Annotated in this window: 25 protein-coding genes and 1 riboswitch; of the genes, 8 read left to right on the plus strand and 17 right to left on the minus strand. The window is 59.9% G+C overall.

Annotated elements, in window-relative coordinates; translation table 11 throughout:
- Positions 1–150: 150 nt before the first annotated feature.
- Complete coding sequence (locus AAAX59_RS01110; RefSeq protein WP_349070113.1) at positions 151–978, plus strand: HAD family hydrolase; 828 nt, start codon at positions 151–153, stop codon at positions 976–978.
- A 274-nt stretch (positions 979–1,252) separates the two neighbouring features.
- On the opposite strand, the gene polA is transcribed toward AAAX59_RS01110, so the two are convergent.
- A complete protein-coding gene (polA, locus tag AAAX59_RS01115; RefSeq protein WP_349070114.1) occupies positions 1,253–4,003 on the minus strand; it encodes a DNA polymerase I in 2,751 nt (916 codons plus the stop codon).
- A 163-nt stretch (positions 4,004–4,166) separates the two neighbouring features.
- Between polA and AAAX59_RS01120 the strand changes: the two genes are divergently transcribed.
- The gene (locus tag AAAX59_RS01120; protein ID WP_349070116.1) at positions 4,167–5,564 is read left to right on the plus strand and encodes an aminopeptidase; all 1,398 of its coding nucleotides are present in this window, start codon (positions 4,167–4,169) and stop codon (positions 5,562–5,564) included.
- Between the two features lie 103 nt (positions 5,565–5,667).
- The gene (locus AAAX59_RS01125; RefSeq protein WP_225093442.1) at positions 5,668–6,477 is read left to right on the plus strand and encodes a YaaA family protein; all 810 of its coding nucleotides are present in this window, start codon (positions 5,668–5,670) and stop codon (positions 6,475–6,477) included.
- A 134-nt stretch (positions 6,478–6,611) separates the two neighbouring features.
- On the opposite strand, the gene AAAX59_RS01130 is transcribed toward AAAX59_RS01125, so the two are convergent.
- Entirely contained in the window at positions 6,612–7,133 is a 522-nt protein-coding gene (locus tag AAAX59_RS01130; RefSeq protein WP_349070117.1) for a hypothetical protein, read from the minus strand.
- A 63-nt stretch (positions 7,134–7,196) separates the two neighbouring features.
- Positions 7,197–7,312, plus strand: a riboswitch (TPP riboswitch).
- On the opposite strand from AAAX59_RS01130, the gene thiC reads away from it, so the two are divergent.
- Entirely contained in the window at positions 7,305–8,639 is a 1,335-nt protein-coding gene (gene thiC / locus AAAX59_RS01135) for a phosphomethylpyrimidine synthase ThiC (protein ID WP_117820371.1), read from the plus strand. (Overlaps the previous riboswitch by 8 nt.)
- Before the next feature lie 182 nt (positions 8,640–8,821).
- Complete coding sequence (thiD, locus tag AAAX59_RS01140; RefSeq protein ID WP_055286100.1) at positions 8,822–9,652, plus strand: bifunctional hydroxymethylpyrimidine kinase/phosphomethylpyrimidine kinase; 831 nt, start codon at positions 8,822–8,824, stop codon at positions 9,650–9,652.
- A 61-nt stretch (positions 9,653–9,713) separates the two neighbouring features.
- On the opposite strand, the gene AAAX59_RS01145 is transcribed toward thiD, so the two are convergent.
- The 4 genes from AAAX59_RS01145 to AAAX59_RS01160 form a co-directional block, all read right to left on the minus strand.
- Positions 9,714–10,373 (minus strand): SGNH/GDSL hydrolase family protein, encoded by a 660-nt coding sequence (locus tag AAAX59_RS01145; RefSeq protein ID WP_349070119.1) that lies wholly within the window; start codon positions 10,371–10,373, stop codon positions 9,714–9,716.
- Between the two features lie 78 nt (positions 10,374–10,451).
- A complete protein-coding gene (locus AAAX59_RS01150; RefSeq protein ID WP_349070120.1) occupies positions 10,452–11,567 on the minus strand; it encodes a TIGR02452 family protein in 1,116 nt (371 codons plus the stop codon).
- Between the two features lie 141 nt (positions 11,568–11,708).
- The gene (locus AAAX59_RS01155; protein WP_349070121.1) at positions 11,709–12,404 is read right to left on the minus strand and encodes a Bax inhibitor-1 family protein; all 696 of its coding nucleotides are present in this window, start codon (positions 12,402–12,404) and stop codon (positions 11,709–11,711) included.
- Between the two features lie 84 nt (positions 12,405–12,488).
- Entirely contained in the window at positions 12,489–12,827 is a 339-nt protein-coding gene (locus AAAX59_RS01160) for a hypothetical protein (RefSeq protein ID WP_006234236.1), read from the minus strand.
- A 250-nt stretch (positions 12,828–13,077) separates the two neighbouring features.
- On the opposite strand from AAAX59_RS01160, the gene AAAX59_RS01165 reads away from it, so the two are divergent.
- The 3 genes from AAAX59_RS01165 to AAAX59_RS01175 all read left to right on the plus strand — a co-directional run bounded on the left by AAAX59_RS01165 (position 13,078) and on the right by AAAX59_RS01175 (position 15,628).
- Positions 13,078–14,127 carry an inorganic phosphate transporter gene (locus AAAX59_RS01165; RefSeq protein ID WP_006234237.1) on the plus strand — a complete coding sequence of 350 codons (1,050 nt, stop codon included), beginning with the start codon at positions 13,078–13,080 and terminating at the stop codon, positions 14,125–14,127.
- 66 nt (positions 14,128–14,193) lie between these two features.
- Positions 14,194–14,817 carry a DUF47 family protein gene (locus AAAX59_RS01170; protein WP_055309822.1) on the plus strand — a complete coding sequence of 208 codons (624 nt, stop codon included), beginning with the start codon at positions 14,194–14,196 and terminating at the stop codon, positions 14,815–14,817.
- 280 nt (positions 14,818–15,097) lie between these two features.
- Entirely contained in the window at positions 15,098–15,628 is a 531-nt protein-coding gene (locus tag AAAX59_RS01175) for a nitroreductase family protein (RefSeq protein WP_349070123.1), read from the plus strand.
- A 166-nt stretch (positions 15,629–15,794) separates the two neighbouring features.
- On the opposite strand, the gene AAAX59_RS01180 is transcribed toward AAAX59_RS01175, so the two are convergent.
- From AAAX59_RS01180 to ftsZ, 11 genes are all read right to left on the minus strand, one after another.
- A complete protein-coding gene (locus AAAX59_RS01180; RefSeq protein WP_349070124.1) occupies positions 15,795–16,469 on the minus strand; it encodes a DivIVA domain-containing protein in 675 nt (224 codons plus the stop codon).
- Between the two features lie 61 nt (positions 16,470–16,530).
- The gene (locus AAAX59_RS01185; RefSeq protein ID WP_040358293.1) at positions 16,531–16,818 is read right to left on the minus strand and encodes a YggT family protein; all 288 of its coding nucleotides are present in this window, start codon (positions 16,816–16,818) and stop codon (positions 16,531–16,533) included.
- Positions 16,819–16,833: 15 nt separating this feature from the next.
- Positions 16,834–17,556: a cell division protein SepF gene (locus AAAX59_RS01190; RefSeq protein WP_022094497.1), complete on the minus strand. Its 723-nt coding sequence runs from the start codon at positions 17,554–17,556 to the stop codon at positions 16,834–16,836.
- A gap of 60 nt (positions 17,557–17,616) precedes the next feature.
- Positions 17,617–18,354 carry a YggS family pyridoxal phosphate-dependent enzyme gene (locus AAAX59_RS01195; RefSeq protein ID WP_349070125.1) on the minus strand — a complete coding sequence of 246 codons (738 nt, stop codon included), beginning with the start codon at positions 18,352–18,354 and terminating at the stop codon, positions 17,617–17,619.
- A gap of 119 nt (positions 18,355–18,473) precedes the next feature.
- Positions 18,474–19,331 carry a PhoU domain-containing protein gene (locus AAAX59_RS01200; protein WP_349070126.1) on the minus strand — a complete coding sequence of 286 codons (858 nt, stop codon included), beginning with the start codon at positions 19,329–19,331 and terminating at the stop codon, positions 18,474–18,476.
- Positions 19,332–19,423: 92 nt separating this feature from the next.
- Positions 19,424–20,227 (minus strand): phosphate ABC transporter ATP-binding protein PstB, encoded by an 804-nt coding sequence (gene pstB / locus AAAX59_RS01205; protein WP_089571588.1) that lies wholly within the window; start codon positions 20,225–20,227, stop codon positions 19,424–19,426.
- Between the two features lie 12 nt (positions 20,228–20,239).
- Complete coding sequence (gene pstA / locus AAAX59_RS01210) at positions 20,240–21,145, minus strand: phosphate ABC transporter permease PstA (protein ID WP_349070127.1); 906 nt, start codon at positions 21,143–21,145, stop codon at positions 20,240–20,242.
- Positions 21,146–21,148: 3 nt separating this feature from the next.
- Positions 21,149–22,075: a phosphate ABC transporter permease subunit PstC gene (gene pstC / locus AAAX59_RS01215; RefSeq protein ID WP_349070128.1), complete on the minus strand. Its 927-nt coding sequence runs from the start codon at positions 22,073–22,075 to the stop codon at positions 21,149–21,151.
- 1 nt (position 22,076) lies between these two features.
- Positions 22,077–22,913 (minus strand): phosphate ABC transporter substrate-binding protein, encoded by an 837-nt coding sequence (locus tag AAAX59_RS01220; protein WP_349070130.1) that lies wholly within the window; start codon positions 22,911–22,913, stop codon positions 22,077–22,079.
- A complete protein-coding gene (locus tag AAAX59_RS01225) occupies positions 22,910–23,710 on the minus strand; it encodes a polyphenol oxidase family protein (RefSeq protein ID WP_215694140.1) in 801 nt (266 codons plus the stop codon). Before AAAX59_RS01225 ends, AAAX59_RS01220 begins: the two co-directional genes overlap by 4 nt.
- 212 nt (positions 23,711–23,922) lie before the next feature.
- Entirely contained in the window at positions 23,923–25,077 is a 1,155-nt protein-coding gene (gene ftsZ, locus AAAX59_RS01230; protein ID WP_055251674.1) for a cell division protein FtsZ, read from the minus strand.
- Between the last annotated feature and the right edge of the window lie 12 nt (positions 25,078–25,089).

A 25,089-nucleotide genomic window follows, 5' to 3' on the forward strand; every position in this document is an offset into this window, starting at 1 on the left:
AGCACAAGCGACAAATTCAAATTTCTGAAAAGTTTTTTCATTACTTTGTGAAGCGTGGTGCAAATACGCACCATTCCTGCGAAAATACGCTCAACTACTAGTTGATGGTTATAACGTCTGAAACAATCTCGAAACGAAAGGCGCATTTTTATGCAAACTTACGAATCGGACGCCAATATCGGAAACATTAAGATTCTCGCCGTCGATATGGACAAGACGCTGCTGACCGACGAGCGCGTGCTGCCCCAGGGTCTTGATGAGCGCCTGGACAAGCTCGCCGACGCCGGCATCGTATTCTGCCCCGCCAGCGGACGTCCCGCCCCCAAGCTCGAGGAGATGTTCGAGGGCATCAAGAACCGCCTCGCCTTTTGTCCCGACAACGGAGCTTGCGTGATCTGTCGCGGCAGCTATATCTATAAGAGCAATATTGACGTGGAGCTGTATCAGCAGGTCTTGAACCGTGCCTCGGAGGATCCTCGCGCTGTCCCCGTCCTGTGCTGCTTCGACGAGTTCTACGTGCTTGCCCGCGACCATCAATACCACGACGAGATCAGCGTCTACTACAACACAATCAACTACGTCGACAGCTTTGAGGGCATCGATTTCGAGTCCAACAAGATTTCGGTCTTCTTCCCAGGCTACGACGCCGAGCCCGCTTTCCGCGAGACCTATAGCCCCGAGTTCTCGGACAAGCTCTACGTCACCAACGCTGGGCGCGAGTGGATCGACTTTATGAACCTGGGCGTCGACAAGGGCGCCGGCATCGCTCACCTGTGCGAGCACCTGGGCATCGATATTGCCGATGCTGCCGCCGTGGGCGATACGTACAACGACATCCCCATGCTCGAGCGCGTCGGTCACAGCTTTATCGTGGACAATGCCGAAGAGCACATGAACGTGCACGCCAAGTGGCGCATTCCGAGCAACAACGACGGGGGCGTACTGACGCTCATCGACGCCATCTTGGCGGCTCGTTAACGCAACCTGTCGGACCTGGCCGGGCGACGCGGGTAAGTTTTTCGTTCGGTCAGGTCCTGGGCTCGCTCGAAGGCCACATTAAGTGGCCTTCGGCTCGTGCGGAATCTACGAAAAACTTACCCGCATCGCCCGGCCAGGTCCTGCGGTGACTTGCTTGCCGCATGGATGGCGTCTTGGCGTCTGGATACTTGGCTGATAGTTTGGAATGAAGGGGGCTCCTTGTTGGCAAGGAGCCCCCTTCTGTTTTGGTTACTTTGGGGTTGTTGGTATGTCTTTACTTGGCATCGGCCCAGGTTATGCCGGTGCTGGCTTCGGCGATTAGGGGAACGCGGAGGTCCACTACGTGTTCCATGACGTCGCGGACCATGGTGGTTAGGCGCTCGACTTCGTCGATGGGGCATTCAAAGTCCAATTCGTCGTGCACCTGTAAGATCATGTGGGCGGCAAAGCCTTCTTCTTCCAAGCGACGACTTACGCGGGCCATGGCGATCTTGATGATGTCTGCTGCGGTGCCCTGCATAGGATGGTTCATGGCCGTGCGCTCGCCAAAGCCGCGGAGTTGCGGGTTTTTGGCCTTGAGCTCCGGAATATGACGACGGCGGCCGTACATGGTCTCGGCGTAGCCCGTCTGCTTGGCGCGTGCCACCACGTTGTCGAGGAACGTGCGCACGCCCGGGTAGGCCTCGTAGTAGCGGTCGATCATGTCGCGTGCCTCGGCCATCGAGATATGCAGCGACTGCGACAGGCCGTAGGCCTGCTGGCCATACACGATGCCAAAGTTCACGGCCTTGGCGCGACTGCGCAAGTCGGGCGTTACCTCGGACACCGGCACACCAAACACGCGCGCCGCCGTCTCGGCATGGAAGTCCTCGCCCTCGTTAAAGGCGCGCACCAAGTGCTCGTCACCCGAGAGATGCGCCAGCAGACGCAGCTCGATCTGCGAGTAGTCCACCGCCAAAAAGACGCTTCCCTCGCCTGCCGAAAACGCCGTCTTGACGGTACGACCCAGCTCCGAGCGCGTCGGGATGTTCTGCAGGTTCGGGTCGCTCGAGGACAGACGCCCCGTTGCTGTGATGGTCTGGTTGTACGTAGTGTGCACACGACCGTCACCACGGCGTAGCGGGCCCAGCGTGTCCAGATAGGTGGACTTGATTTTGGACTTCTCACGCCAGTCCAAAATCAGGCGCACGATCTCGTGGTCGCGGGCAAGGTCACTCAGCACCTTGGCGTTGGTCGAATAATAGCCGCGCTTAGTCTTCTTGAGGCCCTTGGTCGGAAGCCCCATCACATCAAAGAGCACATGCGACAGCTGCATGGGACTGCCAATATTAAAGGTCTCGTCACCCGCCAGGTCACGAATGCTGCGCTCGACCTCGGCAATCTGAGTCGCCAGGCCCTCGGACAGACTATGCAGACGGTCGGGGTCTACGAGCATGCCCGCGCGCTCCATCTTGGCAAGCACCGGCACAAGCGGCATCTCGATGCCGTCGAACACGTTGGTGGCGTTCTCACGGGCCATGCGGTCGCGCAGCGGTGCGACCAGCGCCAGCGTCAAGGCCGCCGTGCGAGCGGCGGGCGCAGGAGCGTCCTCACCGGCACCCTCTGCACCGCGCGCCGCAGGCAGCGCCATCTGCAGATAGGTATCGGCCAGATACGCCTCGTCAAACTCGGAGCGGTCGGAATCCAACAGGTAGGCGGCAACCACGGTATCGAAGATGCGCGTGGAATCAACTGCCAGCGGATCCATGAGCTCGGGCTCGGAGGAATCGATGGGCGAAAGCTCATGCAGCAGCGCTTTCATATCCGGGCTCGCCACGCGGCCCTCCATAAACAGGCGCGCAAGCACGCCGGCAATCACGCCGTGAGCGAAGTTGAAGCCATCGACCACGGCAGGCGCACCGCCATCGCCCTCCTCAAGTGCAAGCAGTCCTTTGGGCGTCGCCAGCCACAGCGTGCGTGTCAGGCCAAAAAGCGCGCCCTCCTCCTTGTCATCGTCCACCACGGCGGCAACCCACTCGCCTGCCTTGATCGCACGCGAAACCTCTGCGGCAGCGGCAGCGAGCGCCTCGGCATCGCCGGCGGCAGCGCGCATAACGTGGGGAATCTCAAACGTGCTGGCAGTGGCCGCAGCCCCGCCCTCGCCGCCGATCAGCGCCAAGAAACGGTTCTGCATGGCGGTGATACCAAGCGTACCCAGCGCCGCGGAAACCTCATCGGCAGAAAACGCCGGGAAGGACGTCGCCTCAAAATCGAGCTCAACGGGCGCATCGGTGCGGATGGTCGCCACCTTACGGCTCAGCAGCGCGTCGTCGATGTGTGCGCGCAGGTTTTCGCCCATCTTGCCCTTGACCTCGTCGGCGTGTGCGATGACCTCGTCCAGGCTACCGTACTGCGCAATGAGCGCGCTCGCCTTTTTGGGGCCGATGCCCGGTACGCCGGGGATGTTATCGGACGTATCGCCCTTCAGACCATAAAAATCGGGCACGAGCGCCGGCGTGATGCCGTGATATAGATCGTCCACGCTCTCGGGCGTCATGATCGCCACGTCGGACAGGCCCTTGCGGGTCGAGACCACGTTGACGTGCTCGGTCACGAGCTGATACATATCGCGATCACCGGTCACCAGCAGCATGTCACAGCCGGCCTGCTCGCCCAGGCGCGCCATGGTCCCCAGGATATCGTCGCCTTCCCAGCCCTCGGACTGCAGAATCGGCACGTTGAGCGCGCCGAGCAGCTCCTTGATCATCGGAAACTGCGCGTGCAGATCGGGGTCCATGGGCGGGCGCTGCGCCTTATACTGCGGCAGCATCTCCATGCGCACGCGCGGCTTGCCCTTATCAAACGCCACGACCACACCGTCGGGGTTAAAGGCATCGATCATCTTGAGAAACATGTTCAGAAAGCCAAAGATCGCGTTGGTGGGGCGACCGTCCGGCGCGTTCATGGTCGGCGGCACGGCGTGGAAGGCGCGATGCATGAGTGAGTTACCGTCGATAACGGCAAAAGTGCGGCGCTTGTCAGACATATTGAATACCTCGCTTTGGGCTGGGCACGGTTTGCTCACTCCAGTTTACACGCTCCCCGCCCCGCGACTACCGCACATCAGCCCCTGCCACCGTGAGCCCGCGCGTGATACGATGGCTCACGGTACATCAACCAGCACGATCGATCCGAAAGGAGCCTGCGTCATGGAGCGTCCCTGCGCATGGAAAAAGTACACACCACAGCAAATCGAGGAGCTCGAGGAGCTTTGCCGCGGCTATAAGCAGTTTTTGAGTGAGAACAAGACCGAGCGCCTGTGCGTCAAGGCAGGCATCAAGATGGCCGAGAAGGCGGGATACGTCGACCTGGAGACCGTAATCGCCGAAGGCCGCGAGCTCAAGGCAGGCGACAAGGTGTACGCCGCCAACCACGGCAAGGACCTTATGCTCGTCAACCTGGGCACCGCCCCGCTCGAGCAGGGCTTTAACATCCTGGGCGCCCACGTGGACTCGCCGCGCCTGGACCTTAAGCAGAACCCCGCCTTCGAGGCCGGCGACATGGCCTATCTCGACACGCACTACTATGGCGGCGTCAAGAGCTACCACTGGGTGGCCTCCCCGCTCGCACTCGTAGGCGTCATCTGCAAAAAGGACGGCACCACCGTCGACATCAACATCGGTGACAAGGTCGACGATCCGGTCTTTACCATCTCCGATCTGCTGATCCACCTCTCGAGCGAGCAGATGGCCAAGCCCGCCAAGGACGCCGTCGATGCCGAGGTCCTCGACGTGATCGTGGGCGGCCGTCCCGTCAAGTTTGACGAGGACGACAAGGACGCCCCCAAGGAGCCCGTCAAGCAGATGTTCCTGGACATCCTCAAGGAGCAGTACGACGTCGAGGAGGAGGACTTCCTCTCCGCCGAGATCGAGGTCGTGCCCGCCGGCCCGGCCCGTGACATGGGCCTCGACCGCTCCATGATTCTGGGCTATGGCCACGACGACCGTGTCTGTGCCTATCCGTCCATGCTCGCCCAGATCAACGTCGCCAACGTGGAGCGCACGAGCATCACACTCATCGTCGACAAGGAGGAGATCGGCTCCGTGGGCGCCACCGGCATGACGAGCCGCTTCTTCGAGAACACCGTCGCCGAGATCATGACGCTCGCCGGCGAGGATAGCCCGCTGGCCCTGCGCCGCGCACTCGCCCACAGCCGCATGCTCTCCTCTGACGTGTCCGCCGGCTTCGACCCGGGCTACGCCGGCAAGTTCGAAACCAAGAACGCAGCCTTTATGGGTCGCGGTCTGTGCTTTAACAAGTACACGGGCAGCCGCGGCAAGGGCGGCTCCAACGACGCCGATGCCGAGTACGTGGCCCTCGTCCGCGACATCATGGACGAGGCCGGCGTGGACTTCCAGACCTGCGAGCTCGGCCGCGTCAACGCGGGCGGCGGTGGCACCATCGCCTACATCATGGCCAAGTACGGCATGAATGTCATCGACTCCGGTGTTGCCGTCCTGTCCATGCACGCCCTGTGGGAGGTCGCCAACAAGGCCGACATCTACGAGGCCTATCGCGGCTACAAGGCCTTCCTCGAGCGCGCCTAACCAACCCTTCATCAGTTGCGGTGAAATACGGACTAAACTGGCCTATAAACGGCCAAAACAGACCGTATTCCACCGCAACTTCCTTTTTGACAGAGGAGAGTCCATGCTGCAGGTCATCATTTCGCCCGCCAAGCAGATGCGCTCGGCCCAAGATGCTTTTGAAGTCCTGGGCATTCCGCCCTTTGCGCGCGAGACGGCTCGACTGCATCGCGCGTTGCTAGATATTGAGCGAAATGAAGGCAGCGGCGGCCTGCAGGCGCTATGGAACGTGAGTGACAAACTGCTGGGGCCTTGCCTCAACACCCTGCATGAGTTCGAGCCCATCTTGGAAAACGGCGACCTCGACAATCCCGATATCGCCCGCAATACCTCCCCCGCCGTCATGTCCTATCACGGCATTCAATACCAGAGCATGGCACCCGAGGTGATGGATGCCGCGCAGCTCGCATGGCTGCAAGACCATCTGTGGATCCTCTCGGGCCTTTACGGATGCGTACGCCCCTTTCATGCCGTCGAACCGTATCGGCTGGAGATGGGTGCGAAGCTCGCCGTTGACGATGCCCGAGACCTCTACGCGTTTTGGAGCGACAAGCTCGCGCGGGTTATCGCCCCGGCAGGTTCAAACACCACGATCGTCAACCTCGCCAGCGTAGAGTATGCCAAAGCCGTTCTGCCCCACCTCGCGGGCGACGCCACAGCCGTCACGTGCCTCTTTGGCGAGGGTATCCGCAACGGGAAGCCCATCCAACGGTCGACCGCCAGCAAAAAGGCGCGCGGCTCCATGGTGCGGTGGATGGCAGAAAACAAGCTCGAGGATGCAAGCGAACTTACCGCATTCAACATCGGCTATCGCCACGTCCCCGAGCTCTCATACCTAGGCACCCTCGTGTTCATCAACGAACAGATGCTCTAGAGCCGGCACCCAACACTGACCCGCTCAGCCTTCTCTATATAACTTGCGGTGGAATAATTCCTATTTGAGCCTTTTTCGCACAATCAGGAACTATTCCACCGCAACTTTTATGAATTGGCTGCTAGGCTCGACACCTATTCAGCTAGACCGTCGGCCTTTGCAATCCCGTTTGTCGAACCGTCCTGATAGACAATCTTGACGTGCTCGACCTCGGACACCGCAACACCCGACGGGGGCTCCAGGCGCCATTCCGTCAGCGCGATATCCATCGTCGTGGCCACATCCCCTTGATCTTTGAGCTTCACCGTCAACGTTTTGAACGTCGCATCATACGTCACGCGTTCGATTTCCTCACCAGGAATAGACCCACCACTCAGCTGCAACTGCACAAACTCATCGCACGGGTACCAATAATCGCCCGGAACGGCGAGCGTATTGGCATTACCGCCAGTACTCCTCACCGTCATAATCGGTAGGCTATCATCAGCCTCGAACTCCCATGCAGCGCCGCCGCGACCACCAAACGTCCAGATACAAAAGGCAATCACCAGCACGGCAAGCACCGCAAAACCGATCGCGACAAGGCCATGGTGCGCACGGCTTTCCTCGGCCGATACATCCCATTGCGTCTCTCGATATAGATGCTTGTCTTCCATGTTCGCCTCCCCACAGGCACGCTCGTTAGGCCAATCGTACCCATTCGAGCTATACTTGAGCCCATTACATAAACGGGGGGCTTGCAGGACAAGACGGCAGGCTGAGATTGGGCGCGCCCGCCCTGACCCGCAAACCTGATATGGGTAATGCCAACGAAGGGAGCCGTGCCAATGAGCACACAGACCGAGCCCAAGCTCGTCACGCAAATCGACTTCGCCCGCGCCGGGCAGATCACACCGCAGATGAAGGAGGTCGCCGAGCGCGAGCATCGCGACCCCGAGTACATCCGCGAGCGCGTGGCCGACGGCCGCATCGCCATTCCTGCCAACATCGTGCACATCAAAAAAGGCATGCGCGCCTTTGGCGTCGGTGAGGGCCTGTCCACCAAGGTCAACGTGAACTTGGGCATCTCGGGCGACAAGGCCGATGCCGCCGAGGAATGGAAGAAGGTCAAGATCGCCGAGGACTTTGGCGCCGACGCCATCATGGACCTCTCCAACTCGGGCAAGACGCGCCAGTTCCGCCAGCAGCTCATCGACGAGACGCCGCTCATGGTAGGTACCGTCCCCATGTACGACGCCATCGGCTACATGGAAAAGCCGCTGGTCAAGCTTACCAAGGACGACCTGTTCGAGGTCGTGCGCGCGCACGCCGAGGACGGCGTGGACTTTATGACCATCCACTGCGGCATCAACAAGTCGGTCACAAAGACCTTTAAGGAGACAGGCCGCCTCATGAACATCGTGAGCCGCGGCGGCTCGCTGCTGTTTGGCTGGATGGAGGTCACCGGTAACGAGAACCCGTTCTATGAGTTCTACGACGAGCTGCTCGAAATCTGCCACGAGTACGACGTGACGATTTCGCTCGGCGACTCCTGTCGCCCGGGCTGCCTCTACGACTCCAACGACGCCACCGAGACCGCCGAGATGATCGAGCTGGGCAAGCTGTGCAAGCGCGCATGGGCCGCCGGCGTCCAGGTTATGGTCGAGGGTCCGGGCCACATGGCGCTCGACGAGATCGCCGCCAACATGAAGCTGCAGAAGCGCCTGTGCCACAACGCCCCGTTCTATGTGCTCGGGCCGCTGGTGACCGATATCGGCGTGGGCTACGACCACATCACCGCTGCCATCGGCGGCGCTATCTCCGCCAGCTCCGGCGCCGACTTCCTGTGCTACGTGACGCCGGCCGAGCACTTGTGCCTGCCCAACGCCCAGGACGTGCTCGACGGCCTCATGGCCACCAAGATTGCCGCACACGCCGCCGACATCGCCAAAAAGGTGCCCCACGCCCGCGACATGGACGACAAGATGGGCCAGGCACGCCGCAAGCTCGACTGGGACGCCATGTGGAAGTGCGCGCTCGACCCGGTTACGGGCAAGAAGCGCTACGAGGAGTCCCCCGCCGCCACCGAGGGCACTTGCACCATGTGTGGCAAGATGTGCGCCGTCCGCACCGTCAACAAGATCTTCGAGGGCACCACGATCGACCTCGGCATGGAGGACTAACCCTGTCGCCGCGGCCGCTTCTGGCGGCGAGCTGGTGCCTGTCAATTGTTGACTTGTGAACATTTACTTACACTTGCGTAGAGATTGCATCGCCCGCCCGGGTTCGGCATAGAGTCGGCCCGGGCATCTTTATAATGCTGGCTTAAAGACCCATTTGATTCCGACCGAACAAGGGAGCGAACATGGATCGTAGTAAGGTACCTGCCGTCCTGTCCATCGCGGGATCCGATTCCAGCGGCGGCGCCGGCATTCAGGCCGACATCAAGACCATCACGGCGCACCGCCTGTATGCCGAGACGGCCATCACCGCCATCACAGCGCAAAACACCCTGGGCGTTACCGCCGTGCAGGATATCTCGCCAGATATCGTAGCCGCGCAAATTGACGCCGTTTTTGACGATATCCGCCCCAGCGCCGTCAAGATCGGCATGGTTTCTTCTGTCGAGATTATCGAAGTCATCGCCGACCGCTTGAGCGCCTGGAACGCAACGAACGTGGTCGTCGACCCCGTCATGGTCGCCACCTCGGGCGCGCGGCTGATTGCCGAAGATGCCGCCGAGGCGCTCACCCGCCGCCTGTTCCCGCTAGCGACGGTTATCACGCCCAATATTCCCGAGGCCATGGCACTGCTCGACTATGAGGTCGACTCCGAGCGCACGCAGCAAAATGCTGCCATGCTCCTCACCCGCCGCTTTGGTTGCGCATCCCTCGTTAAGGGTGGGCATCTTGTCAACGAGGCCAACGATGTACTGGCCGAACCCGCGCCACTCGATGACGAGGGCAACCATCTGGGAGATCCACTCACCACGTGGTTCCGCCACAAGCGCATCGAGACCGACAACACGCACGGCACCGGATGCACGCTCTCGTCCGCCATCGCCTGCGCGCTGGCTCAGGGCATGGATCTTGCCGACGCCGTCAACGCCGGCAAGGCCTACCTAACCGGCGCTCTGGCCGCCGGCTTTGACATGGGCAAAGGCTCCGGCCCCGTCAACCACATGTGGCAGTATTAAGATTCGCAGTCCAAAGCCACCGCAAAGGCGCCCGTCCCCTTTGCGGTGGCTTGGGGTCGCGCTACTCTCCGAGCATCTCTTGGAGCTTGGCCGCCACGGCGTGACCCAGGCTCTCATGGCTTTCGGGCATCATATGCAGATAGTCGATATCGCCCGGCTCGGCAAACTCCGCTGCATTCAAAAAGTCGCAGCCAAACTGCTCGGCTACGTGCGCATAGTATTCAGCAAAATGCTCCGAGGCCTCGACGGAACGCTCGTCAAAATCGGTCATATATACATCGGCGATCTGCGGCTTAATCTTGATAGGCGCCATCAGCAGAATGCGCGGACAAGGCGCAGCGTCGGTCCACGGAAACGCGCGGACGGCGCGAATCAGCGCCATGGTGCCACGGGCAATATCGGAGGCCGTCACACCAAAGACCGTCTTGCAATCGTTGGTTCCCAGCATAATAACGATCGCATCCAGCGGCTTATGGGCCTCGAGCAGCATCGGCAGTGCGCGGATGCCGTTAAGATTGGTGTTCAGATGGCACATGTCGTCGCGTACCGTCGTGCGGCCGTTGAGGCCTTCTTCAATTACATGCCAGCCCTCGCCTAAGTCACGTTGGGCCACGCCGCACCAGCGCACATCCTGCGCATAGCGCACCGCGGTGCCGTCGCGCATGCCCGCCGGATCGTAACCATAGGTGTTGCTGTCGCCAAAGCATAGAACGTTTTTCATCGTAAGCCCCTCGCTCAGTAAAAAACCGACGGAAGCAGCCTCTCCCGCCGGCTCGACCCATCTGTCAGCACGTACCGATTACAGGTACTTGCGCCAGTCGTCCTCGTCCTCATCATCCTCGGTAGCAGCTTGGATCTGCTCGGCGGCGCGAGCTGCCGCAGCGCGAGCGGCAACCTGGGCATAGGACTCCTCGTTGCGCTCGGGGAAGTTTGCCAGCACGTGCTCGAACTTGGCAAAATCCTCATCCCAGCGCGTAGAAGGCACGGCAAAGAAGACTTGCTTGACCTTAAAGTCGCCCGACGCGAGCTCCTTGCGGAAGAGCTCGGCCACGGCCTCTGCGTCAAAGCCGTTGTTGTCGCAGCCCCAAGCGCCCAGCACGAGCTTCTCGCGACCTAGCTCGTCGCAGATGGCAAGCACAAAGCGAATGCGGTCGCGCAGGGCATCCAGCAGAGCATCGTCGCTCACGCGATACTCCTGGCGGGCGCGCTTAACGTTGGGCGCGGCGGCCACGATCACGTCGGCGTATGCATGCACGTGGTTGCGGTCGAAGCGCACCGCAGGCACCACTAGGGCGCGGTTACGATAGAGCTCGCAGTTGATGTTGCGGCGACGGTTCTCGCCGTACCATTTGCGCTGCTTATCGAGAACGTTGTACAGATACGAATCGGCGCACAGTGTGGCCTCCTGGCCCAGATAACCCTGAATATAGCCACCGCCCGGGTTGGTGAACGAGGCAAAGGCGAGCACGGCCATGTCGCAGAACTGCGCATAGCCACGACCGTTGTCCAAGATGGCCTGCGTGGCGGAGGCATCGAGCACGGTGACCTCAGGCAGGGACGCAGCAGGCTCCTCAGCAGGCGCGGACTCAGCTTCGGCGATTTCCTCGGCAGGCTCCTCGACGGGCTCAGGAGCTGCCTCGACCTCGGCAGCCTCCGCGCCCTCGACGTCCTCGGCAACCTGTTCTTCGGTGGCCACAGCACTCTGAACCTTGGCCTTCATCGCCGCGACAAAGCCGGCAGGCATACCGTCAAACTCGCGAACACCGGCAAGCGAACGCTCGATATCCTTGGCGCACGCTTCGGACACAGTTGCCACGTGACGCTCGGCGGCCTTGGCACGGGCCTCGCGCTTGGGATTGGGCTGACCCGCTCGGTTGGACCTGCGGTTACGGTTCCTGTTGTCGACGTCTGCCATACGTGGCCACCTTTCCTGTCGCTGCCGCTATCGGCTTTTTCCCATCCATGATACCCCGCCGCGCACAAAAAAGACGGCCCCGAAGGACCGCCTTTCGCATCGTTTTACCGTGTCCGGCAGGAAGCGTCGCAATGCCGCGCTTTAATCGCGACGGCCGAGGATGTTCAAAATGCGCAAAAACACGTTGATAATATCCACGAACAGGTTAGAGGCCATAAGCACGGCATTGGGCAGTGTGGGCGGCACCGTCGTGGCAACATAGGTGTCATAGCCAATAAACCCGGCGAACACCACGATCACGATCAGGTCGGTGATGGTCTGCGAGACGCCCATGAACATCAGCACGATCTCAACCAGAATAGTTGCGAGCAGAATGCCAAAACCGATGCCATATACGCGCTGGAAAAACTTGGGGAACGTCACGCCCAAGGCGCCAAAGACAAAGGTGATGGCGGCCGTGGCGATAAAGGCAGTGTTGATGGTGGGCAGGTCGTAGTTGGCAAGGCCAAACGACGCGGTCAGGCCAAAGGTACTCGCAAAGATTACGTAGCCCACAAGGGACAGGCCCACGGACTGCTTGCTGGCGGCGGCCGACATCATGACCATGCCGACGATGGTCAAAATAAACGAGCCAAAGACCAGCGGCAGGGCGGCGCCGCTCATCATCATGCGCGCAAACGACATGGTGCTCGTAAAGTAGACGCCGGCGCCCATGGCGCAAAAGCCCAAGAAGATCAGGGCAGACATGGCGAGATTGTACGCGCGCGGCGACATCTCCTTGGCGCGGCTTGCGCCGCTCTCGACGGGGCCGTTCTGATAGCCCTGGATATCGTTCATAGGTTCGTCCTTTCAAAAAGTGCCGTGAAAGACGGCGCAGCAGGTGACAAGATTCCTGTCATTGTACCCGAATGCCGTACGTCCTTACCCACGGCGCTCGCCCTCGAGCGTACGGTCGAATGCCCACACCCACCAACGCATCAGATGGGCCTGCGAACCATCTGGTCGTTCGCGCGTCTGGTCCTCCAGATACAACTCGGTCGCGTGCCCGCCAAAACGCACCTTATAGGTTGCCGTACGGATGCCGTGAACCGTCAGGCCAAACCCAGTGGTCGAGACAATCTCGTCAATCGTAAAGCAACGACCGTCGACCCAGCAGACGGTGACCGGCACGACCTGTCCGCCCGCGAGGATGCGAGCCACGACGTCCACATACTGCTTGTGCACGCGCCGAGTTTTGCCATCTGTCTGTCGATATTCCATGCCTCCTATTATCGAACGCATGTTTGCATGTTGTAAAGCGAACAGACTGTGGTTTTGGAGTGTCGTAGTAATCGCACGTGTCCGCATGGCGTGTTAGCAAAAAGAACACCCGCGGTCAACAGGGCTAATATTCAATTTTAGTGCCAAAAAGTTCACTTCTCCCATCAGAACTCGGTAAAGAAACCCACAGGAGGTGATACGATTTATCATGTTTTTGTAACGTGTCTGCAAACTTCGAGAAAGCCCATATATGGACGTAACGTTCTCAACCTTCCTCGGCCAAATTGTGTCGAACCCAGTCCTTGCCGTCACCGTGATCCTCGCGTTGGGCGCCATCTTCGTCAATGGATGGACCGACGCGCCCAACGCCATCGCGACCTGCGTCACTACGCGTTGCATGCCCGCCCGCGCCGCCATTCTCATGAGCGCCGCATTCAACTTCCTCGGTGTGCTCATCATGACGCACTTTAACGCGAGCGTCGCCAATACCATCTCGCATATCGTCGACTTTGGCGGAAACAGCACCATGGCGCTCGCGTGCCTCTGCGCGGCGCTGTTCTCCATCGTCGTCTACGGCGCCACAGCGTCGCGTTTTGGTATCCCCACCTCGCAAAGCCACAGCCTTATCGCCGGCCTGACCGGTGCCGCTATCGCCCTCGGCGGCGCGAGCAGCGTCAACGTCCACGAGTGGATGAAGGTCATCTACGGCCTGGCGCTCTCCATCGGCCTGGGCTTTGTCATGGGCTGGGTCCTGTGCAAGCTCGTCTCGATTCTTTTCGCCGCCGCCAACAGGCGACGTGCCAATGTCTTCTTTAAATACGCTCAGATCGCGAGCGCTGCGGCCATGAGCTTTATGCACGGCGCGCAGGATGGACAGAAGTTCATCGGCGTGCTCTTTTTAGGCGTGGCCTTTGCCAGCGGCCAGACGAGCGTCGGCGATGCAGGCATCCCCATCTGGATTATGCTGCTGTGCTCGGCCACTATGGGTATCGGCACCAGCGTGGGCGGCGAGCGTATCATCAAGTCCGTCGGCCAGAGCATGGTCAAGCTCGAAAAGTACCAGGGCTTCTCCGCCGACCTGGCGGGCGCCGCAAACCTGCTGCTTGCCACCCTTACCGGCATCCCCGTGTCCTCCACCCACATCAAGACCTGCGCCATCATGGGCGTCGGTGCCGTCAAGCGCCTTTCGGCCATCAACTTCGGTGTCGTCAAGGACATGATGTTCACCTGGTTCTTCACCTTCCCCGCCTGCGGACTCATCAGCTTTGTCATGGCCAAGCTGTTCATGATGTTCCTCTAGTCAAACCGAACGTCCATCCGGACTGCATTACCTCGCCCGCCCATCTTCACCTCGAAAGGACCACCCATGGCAAAGAAACCCGATTCGTTCTACTTTGACAACTACGTCGCCTGCGCCGACCTAGCCGTCCAGGCCGCAGAGCTGCTCACCAAGATTTTTGAGAACTTTGACCCTGCGCAGATCCACGACATGCTCGATAAGATGCATGCGATTGAGCATGCGGCAGACAAGAAGCACCACGAGCTCGAAGACGCCCTGCTCACCGCCTTTATCACCCCGCTTGAGCGCGAGGATCTAGACCTGATGAGCTGCTCGCTCGACACCGTGCTCGATCGTATCGAGGGCGTCGTGCAGCGCGTCTACTTCACCAACATCCAGAGCATCCACCCCGATGCCATCGTCATCGCCCACAAGGTGACCGACGCCTGCCGCGCCATGAAGGACCTGATGGTCGAGCTGCCCAACTACCGCAAGTCCAAGACCCTGCGCGAGCTCGTCATCCAGATCAACACCATCGAGTCCGAGGCCGACGAGCTCTACATCAACGCCATGCGCAACCTGCACGTTAACGGCAAGGACCCGCTCGAGGTCATCGCTTGGCGTGACGTGTACGCCTTCCTGGAGTACTGCGCCGACTGCTGCGAGAATGTGGCCGATGTTGTGGATTCGATTGTCATGAAGAACAGTTAATTGGGGGTACGTGTCCCGGCGGCGAAGGGCCGGCCACGGTTTGCTTTCTCACTCCGGCTGCTTTGCAGAGTCGTTCGAAAGCAAACCGTGGCCGGCCCTTCGCCTTACGTACCACCATTGGGAACTTTGGCTGATACTTTGAAAGCAATGAGGCTTTTGTTGACAGGGCCTTTGAGCCCGATTGGGAACTTTGGGACCGCCTTAAACGTTTGGCTGGATCGGGCTTTGGGTACCCTTTGTTTTGCTTTGGGTTGATACACTGAATTTGGAGGGCTTGGTTGTGAGTTATTTGGATCTGGCTCGGGGTCGGTATTCTTGTCGTGAGTTTGAAGATCGGGCTGTGGAGCAGGCTGTGGTGGATGCCATTGTTGAGGCTGGGCGTATTGCTCCTTCTGCTTGTAATAACCATCCAACCCGTGTGATGGTGTTGGATACGCCTGAGCTTCTGGAGAAGGCTGCTGCTTGTCAGCCTCGGTTTGCTCGTGATGGGTCTATCTTTGGGGCTCCGCTTGTCTTCCTTATTTGCAGCGTTACCGATGACGCTTGGGTGCGCCCGTATGATCAGATGAATTCCAGCGAAATCGATACGTCCATCGTGTGTGATCAGATGATGATGGAGGCCACCGAGCAGGGCCTGGGAACGTGCTGGGTATGCCATTTTAAGCCTGAGGTGGCACAAGAACAGTTCAATCTGTCCAAGGGCGTCTATCCCTATCACATGCTCGTCTGTGGCTATCCTGCCGACCACATCGCCGATCCCGAGCATCGCGAGGCCCGCACCATTCCCCTCCCCGACTTCCTCCTCAAGTAGATTTTTGGGACATGCCTTAAAGCCTACCCTTGACCGTTCATCCGTTCGCCGAGTTCTGCGCCACTATGTGCAGGGCTTGGTTTTTATGTTACGCACCCCGGCACAGTCATAAAAAAGGACCCGCAAGCTGCGGGTCCTTTCTAGGCACTAAATTGTAGGCCGAATGTTAGTCCAGGTCGTCGGCAGCAAAGTTGTCGATCGGGGCAAAGGGATCGGCCACGGGGACAACCGGGTCAGCGACGGGCAGCGGCTCGGCGGGAACAGTCACTGCAGGAGAAGCGGCAGAACCGACCGGCGTGGAGGCCATGAGGTCGGCCGGGAAGGAGTTCTGGGCATCGTCCATGAAGTGCTGGATGAGCTTAAGATACTCGGCCTTGAACTCCTCACGGGAAGCCTTGAGACGATCGATCTCCTCGAGCTCGGCCTGCTTCTCAGTCAGAGCCTGGCGGATAACCTCGCGAGCCTTGGCGTCAGCCTCGTTGCGGATACGCTCAGCGTTCTCGTTGGCATCGTTAACGATGGTCTCAGCGGTCTGCTGGGCAGCGATCAAGGCAGCGGAAATCTGGCGCTCCTGAGCGGAGAAGTCAGGGGCGGGAGCAGCCACGGGGGCGGCAGGAACGGCCTGGTCGGCGGTATCCCGAGCCTGGGCAAGCTGAGCCTGTGCATCGGCAAGCTGCTGCTCGGTAGCAGTCAGACGACCCTTAAGGTCAACGATCTTAGCGAGCATAGCGTCAACCTCGGAGGACAGCGTCTCCAAGAAGACGTCGACCTCAGCAGGATCGTAGCCACGCTTGGCCTCAGAGAAAGTCTGAGCCTGGATGTCTGCAGGGGTAATAGCCATAACAAGTCTCCTTTTTCATCGCCTCGGCGCTACACGCCCGACGTAAGTTACTAAGTCAGTTCTACACGAGTATACCTATAAGAAGCTGCAGAACCAGCCTCTGCACCAACTGCAACGCAATAATCGCAACGACCGGCGAAAAATCGATACCGCCCATCGGCGGGATGAAACGACGGAACAGGTTGAGCCACGGACCGCACACGCTATCAAGCACCGCGGCAATATCCTGAAGCAAACCACCCTGCTTCATGGGAATCCACGTCATAAAGCAGTAGACGACAATGAGCGTGGAATAGAAGTTGAACAGCGTGTTGACCAGCTGGACGATAGTGTAGATGTTGATGGGAATCTCCTCGTCTTGTCTTTACTTAAGGTAGCCGTCGGCACGAAGCTTCTTGAGATCGGAATCTTTGACCTCGCAACCGGCGGGCAGCACCATGAACACGCGGTCGCCCACCTCCTTGACCGTGGCGCCCAGACCGCAGGCAAAGCCGTAAGAGAAGTCCAAGACGCGCTTGGCAACTTCGGTGCGTACGCCCACAAAAATCAGTGCGACAGGCTGCTTGGTGCGAACGCGGCGCACCACGGTCTCCACGTCGTCATAGCTCTCGGGGCGCAGGACATAGGCCGGCAGCTGCGGTGTGGCGTTGATGATATTGCTCGCATAGGCCGAGGCATCGCTCGGTGCAGGCGCGGGCGCAGCGGCGGCACGGGCGCGGGTGTTCTCGGCGTAGCTCGACGGCGTGTCATAGGCACCGGGACGATAACCGCTCGCAACACTGTCCTGCGAGCGCGAAGGCGGGTTATACGTCGTGGCATGGCGAGAGTCATCGCCGACCAGCTGCCCGGAGCGTGTATACACGGCAACCGACTCAGCTTCACCACGGCGCGTCTGACCAAGCAGGCCGTTGCTCGGCTCGTCTTGGGTGTAGAAGCCCTCGCCCGAAGCTCCGCTGTAGCCGTTGCCCTGATAGCCATCGTCATAGCCGTCATCGTAGCCGTAGTCGTCGTCCTGGCCATAACCCTGGTCGTAACCCTGCTGGCCGCCCAGGTGCATCTTATTTTTAATCTCGTCAAGGAAGCCCATGGTTGTGTCCTCTCGCGGTTTAGTGCAGGCGCCCCGATAATCAGTGCGCACTTCAGAGCCTTATTTTACTGCAAACTCCGGGCTAAATACTACCCTGCCCAGGCGAACGAGCGTAGAGCCCTCCTCAAGGGCAGGCTCAAAGTCTTCGCTCATGCCGCAGGAAAGCTCAGGCAGGTTCAAATCGGGATGCGCCGCCTCCAGCTCATCCCTCAGCTCACGAAGCCCCGCAAAGGTGCGGCGTGCCACATCCTTATTCCCCCGGGGCGCCATAGTCATAAGCCCCTGTACGCAAATTCCCTCAAGTTCCGCAAGCTCACCCGCGGCGGCGCGAATCTCATCGGGCGAAAAGCCTCCCTTCGACTCCTCACCACTTACATTGACCTCAATGAGCACACGCTGGGGGCCGGCGAGCTCGCCTGCCTCAATCTTGCGGACAGCACGGCTCGAGATCGCCTGCGCCAGATGCAGCGAACCCACCGAGTGAATCAGCTCGGTTGAGCCCAGCACCGCATTGATCTTATTGGTCTGCAGGTTGCCGATCATATCGAAGCGCACCTCGGGCAGCTCCGGATGCTCCGCCAGACCCGTGAGCTTGCGAACCAGCTCCTGCGGGCGGTTCTCGGCAAAATGGCGATACCCCGCCTGGATGGCGGCAACGGTCTCATCGACACCAACGGTCTTGGACACGGCAATGAGGCGCGCGGCGTCATGGGGACGGCCCGCGCGATCGAGCGCCGCATAAAAACGTTCCAGAATCTGCTCGCGGCGAGCGCGCATCAAGTCCAAATAGTTATCCATTGCCAATCGCCTCCGCTGACAGCCAAACAAGTAGTCCCATGCTAACGCAAGAGCGCGGCCCCGCATGTGCAAGGCCGCGCTCACTTAGGTATTTACAATCTTTCGACGAACGGAATTACTTACTCCTCGTCGTCCTCGCCATCGTCCTCATCCTCAAGATGATCGAGCAGATAGCGAAGACCCTCGCCGACCTCGTTAACGGGCACCTTGGCAACGTAGCGAGCGTCGACGGCGGGCCTCATGATAACGCCCTCGCCCGAAGGCACGCGCATGCTCTCGAGCTCATCCTCATCAGTGCGGGCGATATCGCCGGCATTCATACGCTGACCAGTCAACAGGAAAGTCAGACGGCAAGCGGCATCGATGGAAATCGAGGCGATGCGATCGAGGTAGCGCGAAACCATGATGGCGCGGCGCAGGTCGTCATAGTTGCTGTCGTCGTCCATAAAGTCGCCCGTATCCATACGGTTAAAGGTGCGGAAGAACTTCTCGTAGGCGGCGTGCACTGGCTCGTCCTCGACGGCCAAGTTGCAGATGATGGACATGTCGTTGGTGACGAGCGCAGAAAGCGAAGAGCCCAGCACCTGGTAGACGGCCTCAGCCTCGGCCTCGACCGTGCCGACAAGCTCCTTGGGCAGCGAGATATCGGCCTTGACCATGTGGCTGGCGGCACGGCAGATCTGGCGAACCTTATCGGTCATGCGCTGCAGGTTAAAGTCGACATAGATGATCGTCTGAAGCAAGCGGAAGTCGGAGGCGACCGGCGACTGCGTGGCGATCAGGTTGTAGCAGACGGCCTCCAAGTTGGCGCAGCGTGCGTCAATCGAAAGCGTGCGCTTCTTGGTCTTGGTGGCGAGCTTGCGGTCGTCGGTCACATAGGCCTTCACGGCATCGTGGAGGGCCAGATCGACGGCCTCGTAGATGCTCAGCATCTCATGACGGGCCTCGACGAGCTGACGGGAAAACAGTTTGCGCATGGTTCACTCCAATCAGTTGGGTGCGGTCATGCCGCCCGCACAGTGAATACGCACCGGACCAGGTCCGATCGGCTTGGGACTAGTCGCACCGATCAGCCAAAGCGGCCGGTGATATAGTCTTCCGTCCGCGAGTCCACCGGGCTGGTGAAGATCGCGTCGGTTTGACCATACTCGATGAGCGTGGCGGGCTCGCCGGCAACTTCCTGCAAGAAGAATGCGGTGTAGTCGCTAATACGAGCTGCCTGCTGCATTGAATGCGTGACGATGATGATCGTCATCTCGGGCGCCAGCTCGGCCATCAGATCCTCGACCTTAGAGACGGACGTGGGGTCGATGGCGGAGCAGGGCTCGTCCATCAGAAGGACATCGGGTTGCACCGCAAGCACGCGCGCGATGCACAGACGCTGCTGCTGACCGCCCGAGAGCGCCAAACCATCCTTGTTGAGCTGATTGGATACCTCTTTCCAGAGGTTGGCGCGCTTGAGCGATTCTTCCACGATGTCATCGAGGTCGCTTTTGCTAGTCACGCCCTGCAGACGAGGGCCAAAAGCAACATTCTCGTAGATGGATTTAGGGAACGGGTTGGGCTGTTGAAAGATCATGCCCACGCGACGGCGAAGGTCGACCGGGTCGACACCCTCGGCATAGATATCATTGCCGTCGAGCGTCATGGTGCCCTCGACGCGCGTGCCCTCGATCAGGTCGTTCATGCGGTTGATGCAGCGCAAAAACGTCGACTTGCCACAGCCCGAGGGGCCGATGAACGAGGTGATGGCATTTTTGGCGATATTGAGGTCGAGCCCCGTCAACGCATGAAAGTCACCGTACCAAAAGTTGAAATCCTTGGCCGTGATGGCCGCTTGCTCCAGCGTGGGAGCGGACTGATAAACGGACATGGGACTCCTTAACTAGCGGCGCTTGCGCGACAGGAAGCGCGCAAACAGGTTGAAGGCCAAAATGATCACCATCAGCAGGAGCGCGGTGCCGTAAGCTGCGTTCATGTTGATGCCGTCGTTGGCGAGCAGGTACAGGTGAACCGTCATGGGGCGGCCGGAATCGAGCGGCGAGATCGGCAGGTTGATGGCCTGGCCCATGGTGTAGAGCACCACCGCGGTCTCGCCGATGGCGCGACCGACGGCAAGCACGATGCCGGTGGCGATACGGCCAAAGGCAGAAGGAAGCACGATCTTGGAGACAACCTGCCACTTGGTGGCGCCCAGGCCATATGCGCCCCAGCGGATATAGCGCGGTACGGCGCGAATGGCTTCCTCAGTGGTGCGCATGACGATGGGGAGCATCAAAAGTGCGAGCGCCAGAGCGGCCGAGATCATCGAAAGGCCCAGACCCATGGCCTCGACAAACAAGGCGTAGCCAAACAGACCCATAACGATGGAGGGCACCGATGCCAGGGCGTCGGCGGCATAGCGAATGAGCTCGACGACCTTGCCCTGCTTGGCGTACTCGGCCAGATAGACCGCGGCCAGCACGGCGATCGGCGTGCAGATGAGCATGGCGAGCGCCGTCACGTAGACAGTCGAGACGATCGTGGGCCAAATTCCGCCCTCGGCGTTTACGCCCTGGGGCCAACCGAAGATAAAGTCGAGCGAGATATGCGGCAGACCGTTAACGACCACGTAGGCGATGATGGCGACCAGCACCAGCGTGGTGATATATGCCGCGGCGCGGAACACGCCGAGCATGATCTTGTTTGATAGGTCCTTGTTGATACGGCCCTTCTTACCGTGGGAAAGGGCACGCTTGATGCGCTCGCGCGACGAGGTCGTATCGACCGTCGTGTCAACGGAATCGGACATAGCCTACCCCCTCTTATTTTTGGAAATCAAACGGACGATGCCCACCAGCGCGGCGGAGATGATAAACAGGACCACGCCCATGCCAAACAGGGCAGAACGATGCAGGCCCGAGGAATAGCTCATATCGAGCGCGATCTGGCTCGTGAGCGTCGAGATGGGGCTCGAGATGCTGTCCGGGATGACCGGGGCGTTACCCACGACCATAAGCACGGCCATGGTCTCGCCGATAGCGCGACCCATGCCCAGCACGATAGCGTCCACGATGCCCAGCTTGGCCGCCGGCAGCACGACCTTGTAGATGGTCTGCCACTTGGTGGCACCCATGGCATAGGATGCCTCGCGGATGCCCATGGGAATGGAGTTAAGGGCATCGATGGTAAGCGTGGTGATGGTGGGGACAATCATGATGGCGAGCACGAACCAAGCCGTCAGCGCACCAAAGCCAAGGCCACCAGTCAGCTGAGCGATAAACGGGCGAATGATGATCATGCCAAAGAAGCCGTAGATAATGGAGGGGATGCCCGCCAGCAGGTCGACGGCGGGGCTGATGAGCTTGCGCACGCGCTTGCTGGCAATCTCAACCAGATACACGGCGGTGCCCACGCCCAGGGGGACGCCCATGGCAAGGGCGCCGACAGTCACCAGACCCGAGCCGGCAAGCAGCGACATAATGCCGTAGTGGCCCTCGGAAGGTGCCCATGTAAAGCTAAAGAAGTCTGCCAGGCCAATATCGGTAAAGACGGGTAGGGCCGAGTACGTGGTAAAGACAAAAATCAGGATGACGGTGACGACCGCCAGGAACGCGCAGGCAAAGAAGATCCACTGCAGCGCCTTCTCCTTGATATAGGTACTGCGCGATACGAGCGCCAGCTCGCGCTTCTTGGGCGTCTGAACATTCTGCTCAGTCTGGGAGTTTTCCTGTGCTTCCATGCTACTCACTCCCCTTCTCGTCGTTGGTGACGGGAATAAAGCCCGCCTCGCGAATCTGCTTGTCCATCTTTTCGGACGTCACATAGTCGATGTAATCCTGCGCCTGCTGCGAAGGCACACCCTTCACAAAGAAGTAAAGGTCGCGCGAGATGGGATAGCCGCCACTCGCGACCGTCTTCTCGGACGCCTCAACATGATTGACCGAGACGGCCTTGACCGAGGTCTTGGCGCTGAGGCTATCGACGAAGCCCAGCGAAATGTAGCCGATGGCCCCACGCGAACGAGATACCACGTCGCGCACCTGGCCCGTGCCCGAAAGAACGGCCGAACGGCGATCGAACGGCGTGCCGTCCATCACGATAGTGCGGAAAGCCTCACGCGTACCGGAGGCCTCGTCGCGGTTGATAACCTGAATCTTCAGGTCCTCGCCACCGACCTCTTTCCAGTTGGTGATCTTGCCGGCGTAGATATCGCGGAGCTGCTCGGTCGAGAGGTTCTCAACAGGGTTGTCCTCATTCACGATGACCGCGATGCCGTCGTGCGCGATTACGATCGGGGTCAGACCCAGGTCCTGTTCGTCGGCGTTGAGGCCACGAGAGGAGCTGGCGATATCGGCCGTGCCGGCGCTGACGGCCTCGATGCCAGCAGATGAGCCCAGGCCAGAGACCAGCACGTCGATGCCGGTCTCCTCCTTAAAACCCTCGGCAGCAATCTCGGCGATGGGAAGGCACGTCGTGGAGCCAGCCACAGTAATGGAAGAGGTGGAGGATCCCGAAGAGCAGGCGCACAGCGTGAGCGTGAGCACCGCGGCGCTCAGGAGCGATACGATCTTTCTCATAGCATCACGCCGATCGCAGCATGGCGCCCGCAGGTGCCGCCCTCGTTACGGTAGGAGAAAAAACGGTCATTCTGACGCACGGTGGAAAGCTCGGTATCCACGATATTTGCCGTGGCGACACCGATGCCTTCAAGCGCCTCGCGAATCGCGGCAGAAAGATCAAGCATGCGAGAGGCGCTCGCATCGATGCATGCGAACTCGGCGGCAAAGCGATCCATGAGCTCCTGCGATACCTCGTACTCGTCACCCAGGATATGCGGGCCGATATATGCCGAGACATCGCACGCCTCGCTTCCTGTTGCCTCGCAGAGCGCTTGGCAGGCCTTGGCGGAAATGTGCGCTATCGTGCCCTTCCAGCCAGAATGGACGACAGCGAAACCACCGGGGACAACCAGCACCACGGGCACACAATCGGCAAAGCAAAGCAGCACGGGGACCTCGCGCGCGGTGCACACAATGCCATCGCAGCCCTCGGCAATCTGTTCGCGAATGATCTCAAGATCATCAGCACCGTTCGAAGTCACCGTAACGATGCGATCCCCATGTACCTGATTGGGAACAAGCAGGTTGTGTTCGCACTCGGCAGCTCCCATGGCATCAAGCGCACGACGACGATTTTCTTGAACGGAAAAGGGGTCATCGCCTACATGCGAGCCCAAGTTGAGCGAGGAGTACGGTTCTTCGGAAACGCCACCGGTGCGCTCGGTAAAGGCAAAACGGACATTTGACGTCGTGCCCTCCACCAACGTAACTCCATCATGGTCGACACGCGAAACTCTGTCCGCACGTGCTGCCATACTAAAGCCTCCTAATAACACAAGTACCGCGGCATCGCCGCTGCAGTCCGCATGTACGCGGCTGTCATACTTCCTTAAAAGGATACCCGCTGCACCAAGGGCAAACGTAAAGGGAACGTAAAGAGATTGGAGGCTTTCGTTTACAAAAGCGAAACAAAAAAGGGATGCATCCAAATGGACGCATCCCCATACAAAACGCTGAGAACAACCGATTAGAAGCTGCCGCGCTTCAGGAAGTCGGGAAGCTCGAACTGATCGTTGCCGAAGTTAGGAAGCTCGGTGCCACCGACGTTGCGGGTCGGGGCGGCCTGAGCCGGACTGGCGGCCGGAGCGGTGCGCTGCGGCTCGGCGGAGGCAGCGGCCTTGCTCTGAGACTGCTGAGCAGCAAAGAGCTCGTCCTGACGGTTGACGTTGGAGTCGGAGAAGCCCGTAGCGATGACGGTGATACGAACCTGATCGCCCAGGGACTCGTCCACGACGGTACCGAAGATGATATTGGCCTCGGGATCGACGGCGTTGGCGACAACGTCGGCAGCATCGCTGATCTCCTGGATGCCCAGGTCCTTGGAACCGGCGATAGAAAGCAGGACGCGGGTAGCGCCATCGATAGAGCTCTCGAGCAGCGGGCTGGAGATAGCCTGCTGAGCAGCGTCGACGGCACGGGTGTCCCCAGAAGAGGTACCGATGCCCATCATGGCGGTACCGGCCTGCTTCATGATGGTCTTAACATCGGCGAAGTCCAGGTTGATGATACCGGGGACGGTGATGAGGTCGGTGATGCCCTGGGTGCCCTGGGAGAGAACGCCATCGGCAATCGCGAAGGCCTCGAGCATGGTGGTCTTCTTCTCGGCGATGTCGAGCAGCTTGTCGTTAGGGATAACGATCATGGTGTCGACGCAATCGGAGAGAGTCTTGATGCCCTCCTCGGCACTCTTCTTGCGCTTGCGGCCCTCGAAGGTGAAGGGCTTGGTCACGACGGCGACGGTCAGCGCGCCGACCTCGTTCATCGCGATATCGGCAACGATGGGAGCAGCGCCGGTACCGGTGCCACCGCCCTCGCCACAGGTGATGAACACCATGTCGGCGCCAGCGAGCGCCTCGGCAATGTCATCGCGGGACTCATCGGCAGCCTTGCGGCCAACCTCGGGGTTGGCGCCGGCGCCCAAGCCGCGGGTAAGGTCGGTGCCGATGTGCACCTTGATATCGGCATCAGAGATCGCGAGTGCCTGAGCATCGGTGTTGATGGCAACAAACTCGACGCCGCGGATGCCCTCTTCGATCATTCGATTGACCGCGTTGGTACCGCCGCCGCCGACGCCGACCACCTTAATGACGGCAAGGTAGTTGTTGATCTCTGTCTCGTGCATGTCGGTCCTCCG

The sequence above is a fragment of the Collinsella sp. CLA-ER-H2 genome, from assembly GCF_040092405.1.
Taxonomy (GTDB): domain Bacteria; phylum Actinomycetota; class Coriobacteriia; order Coriobacteriales; family Coriobacteriaceae; genus Collinsella.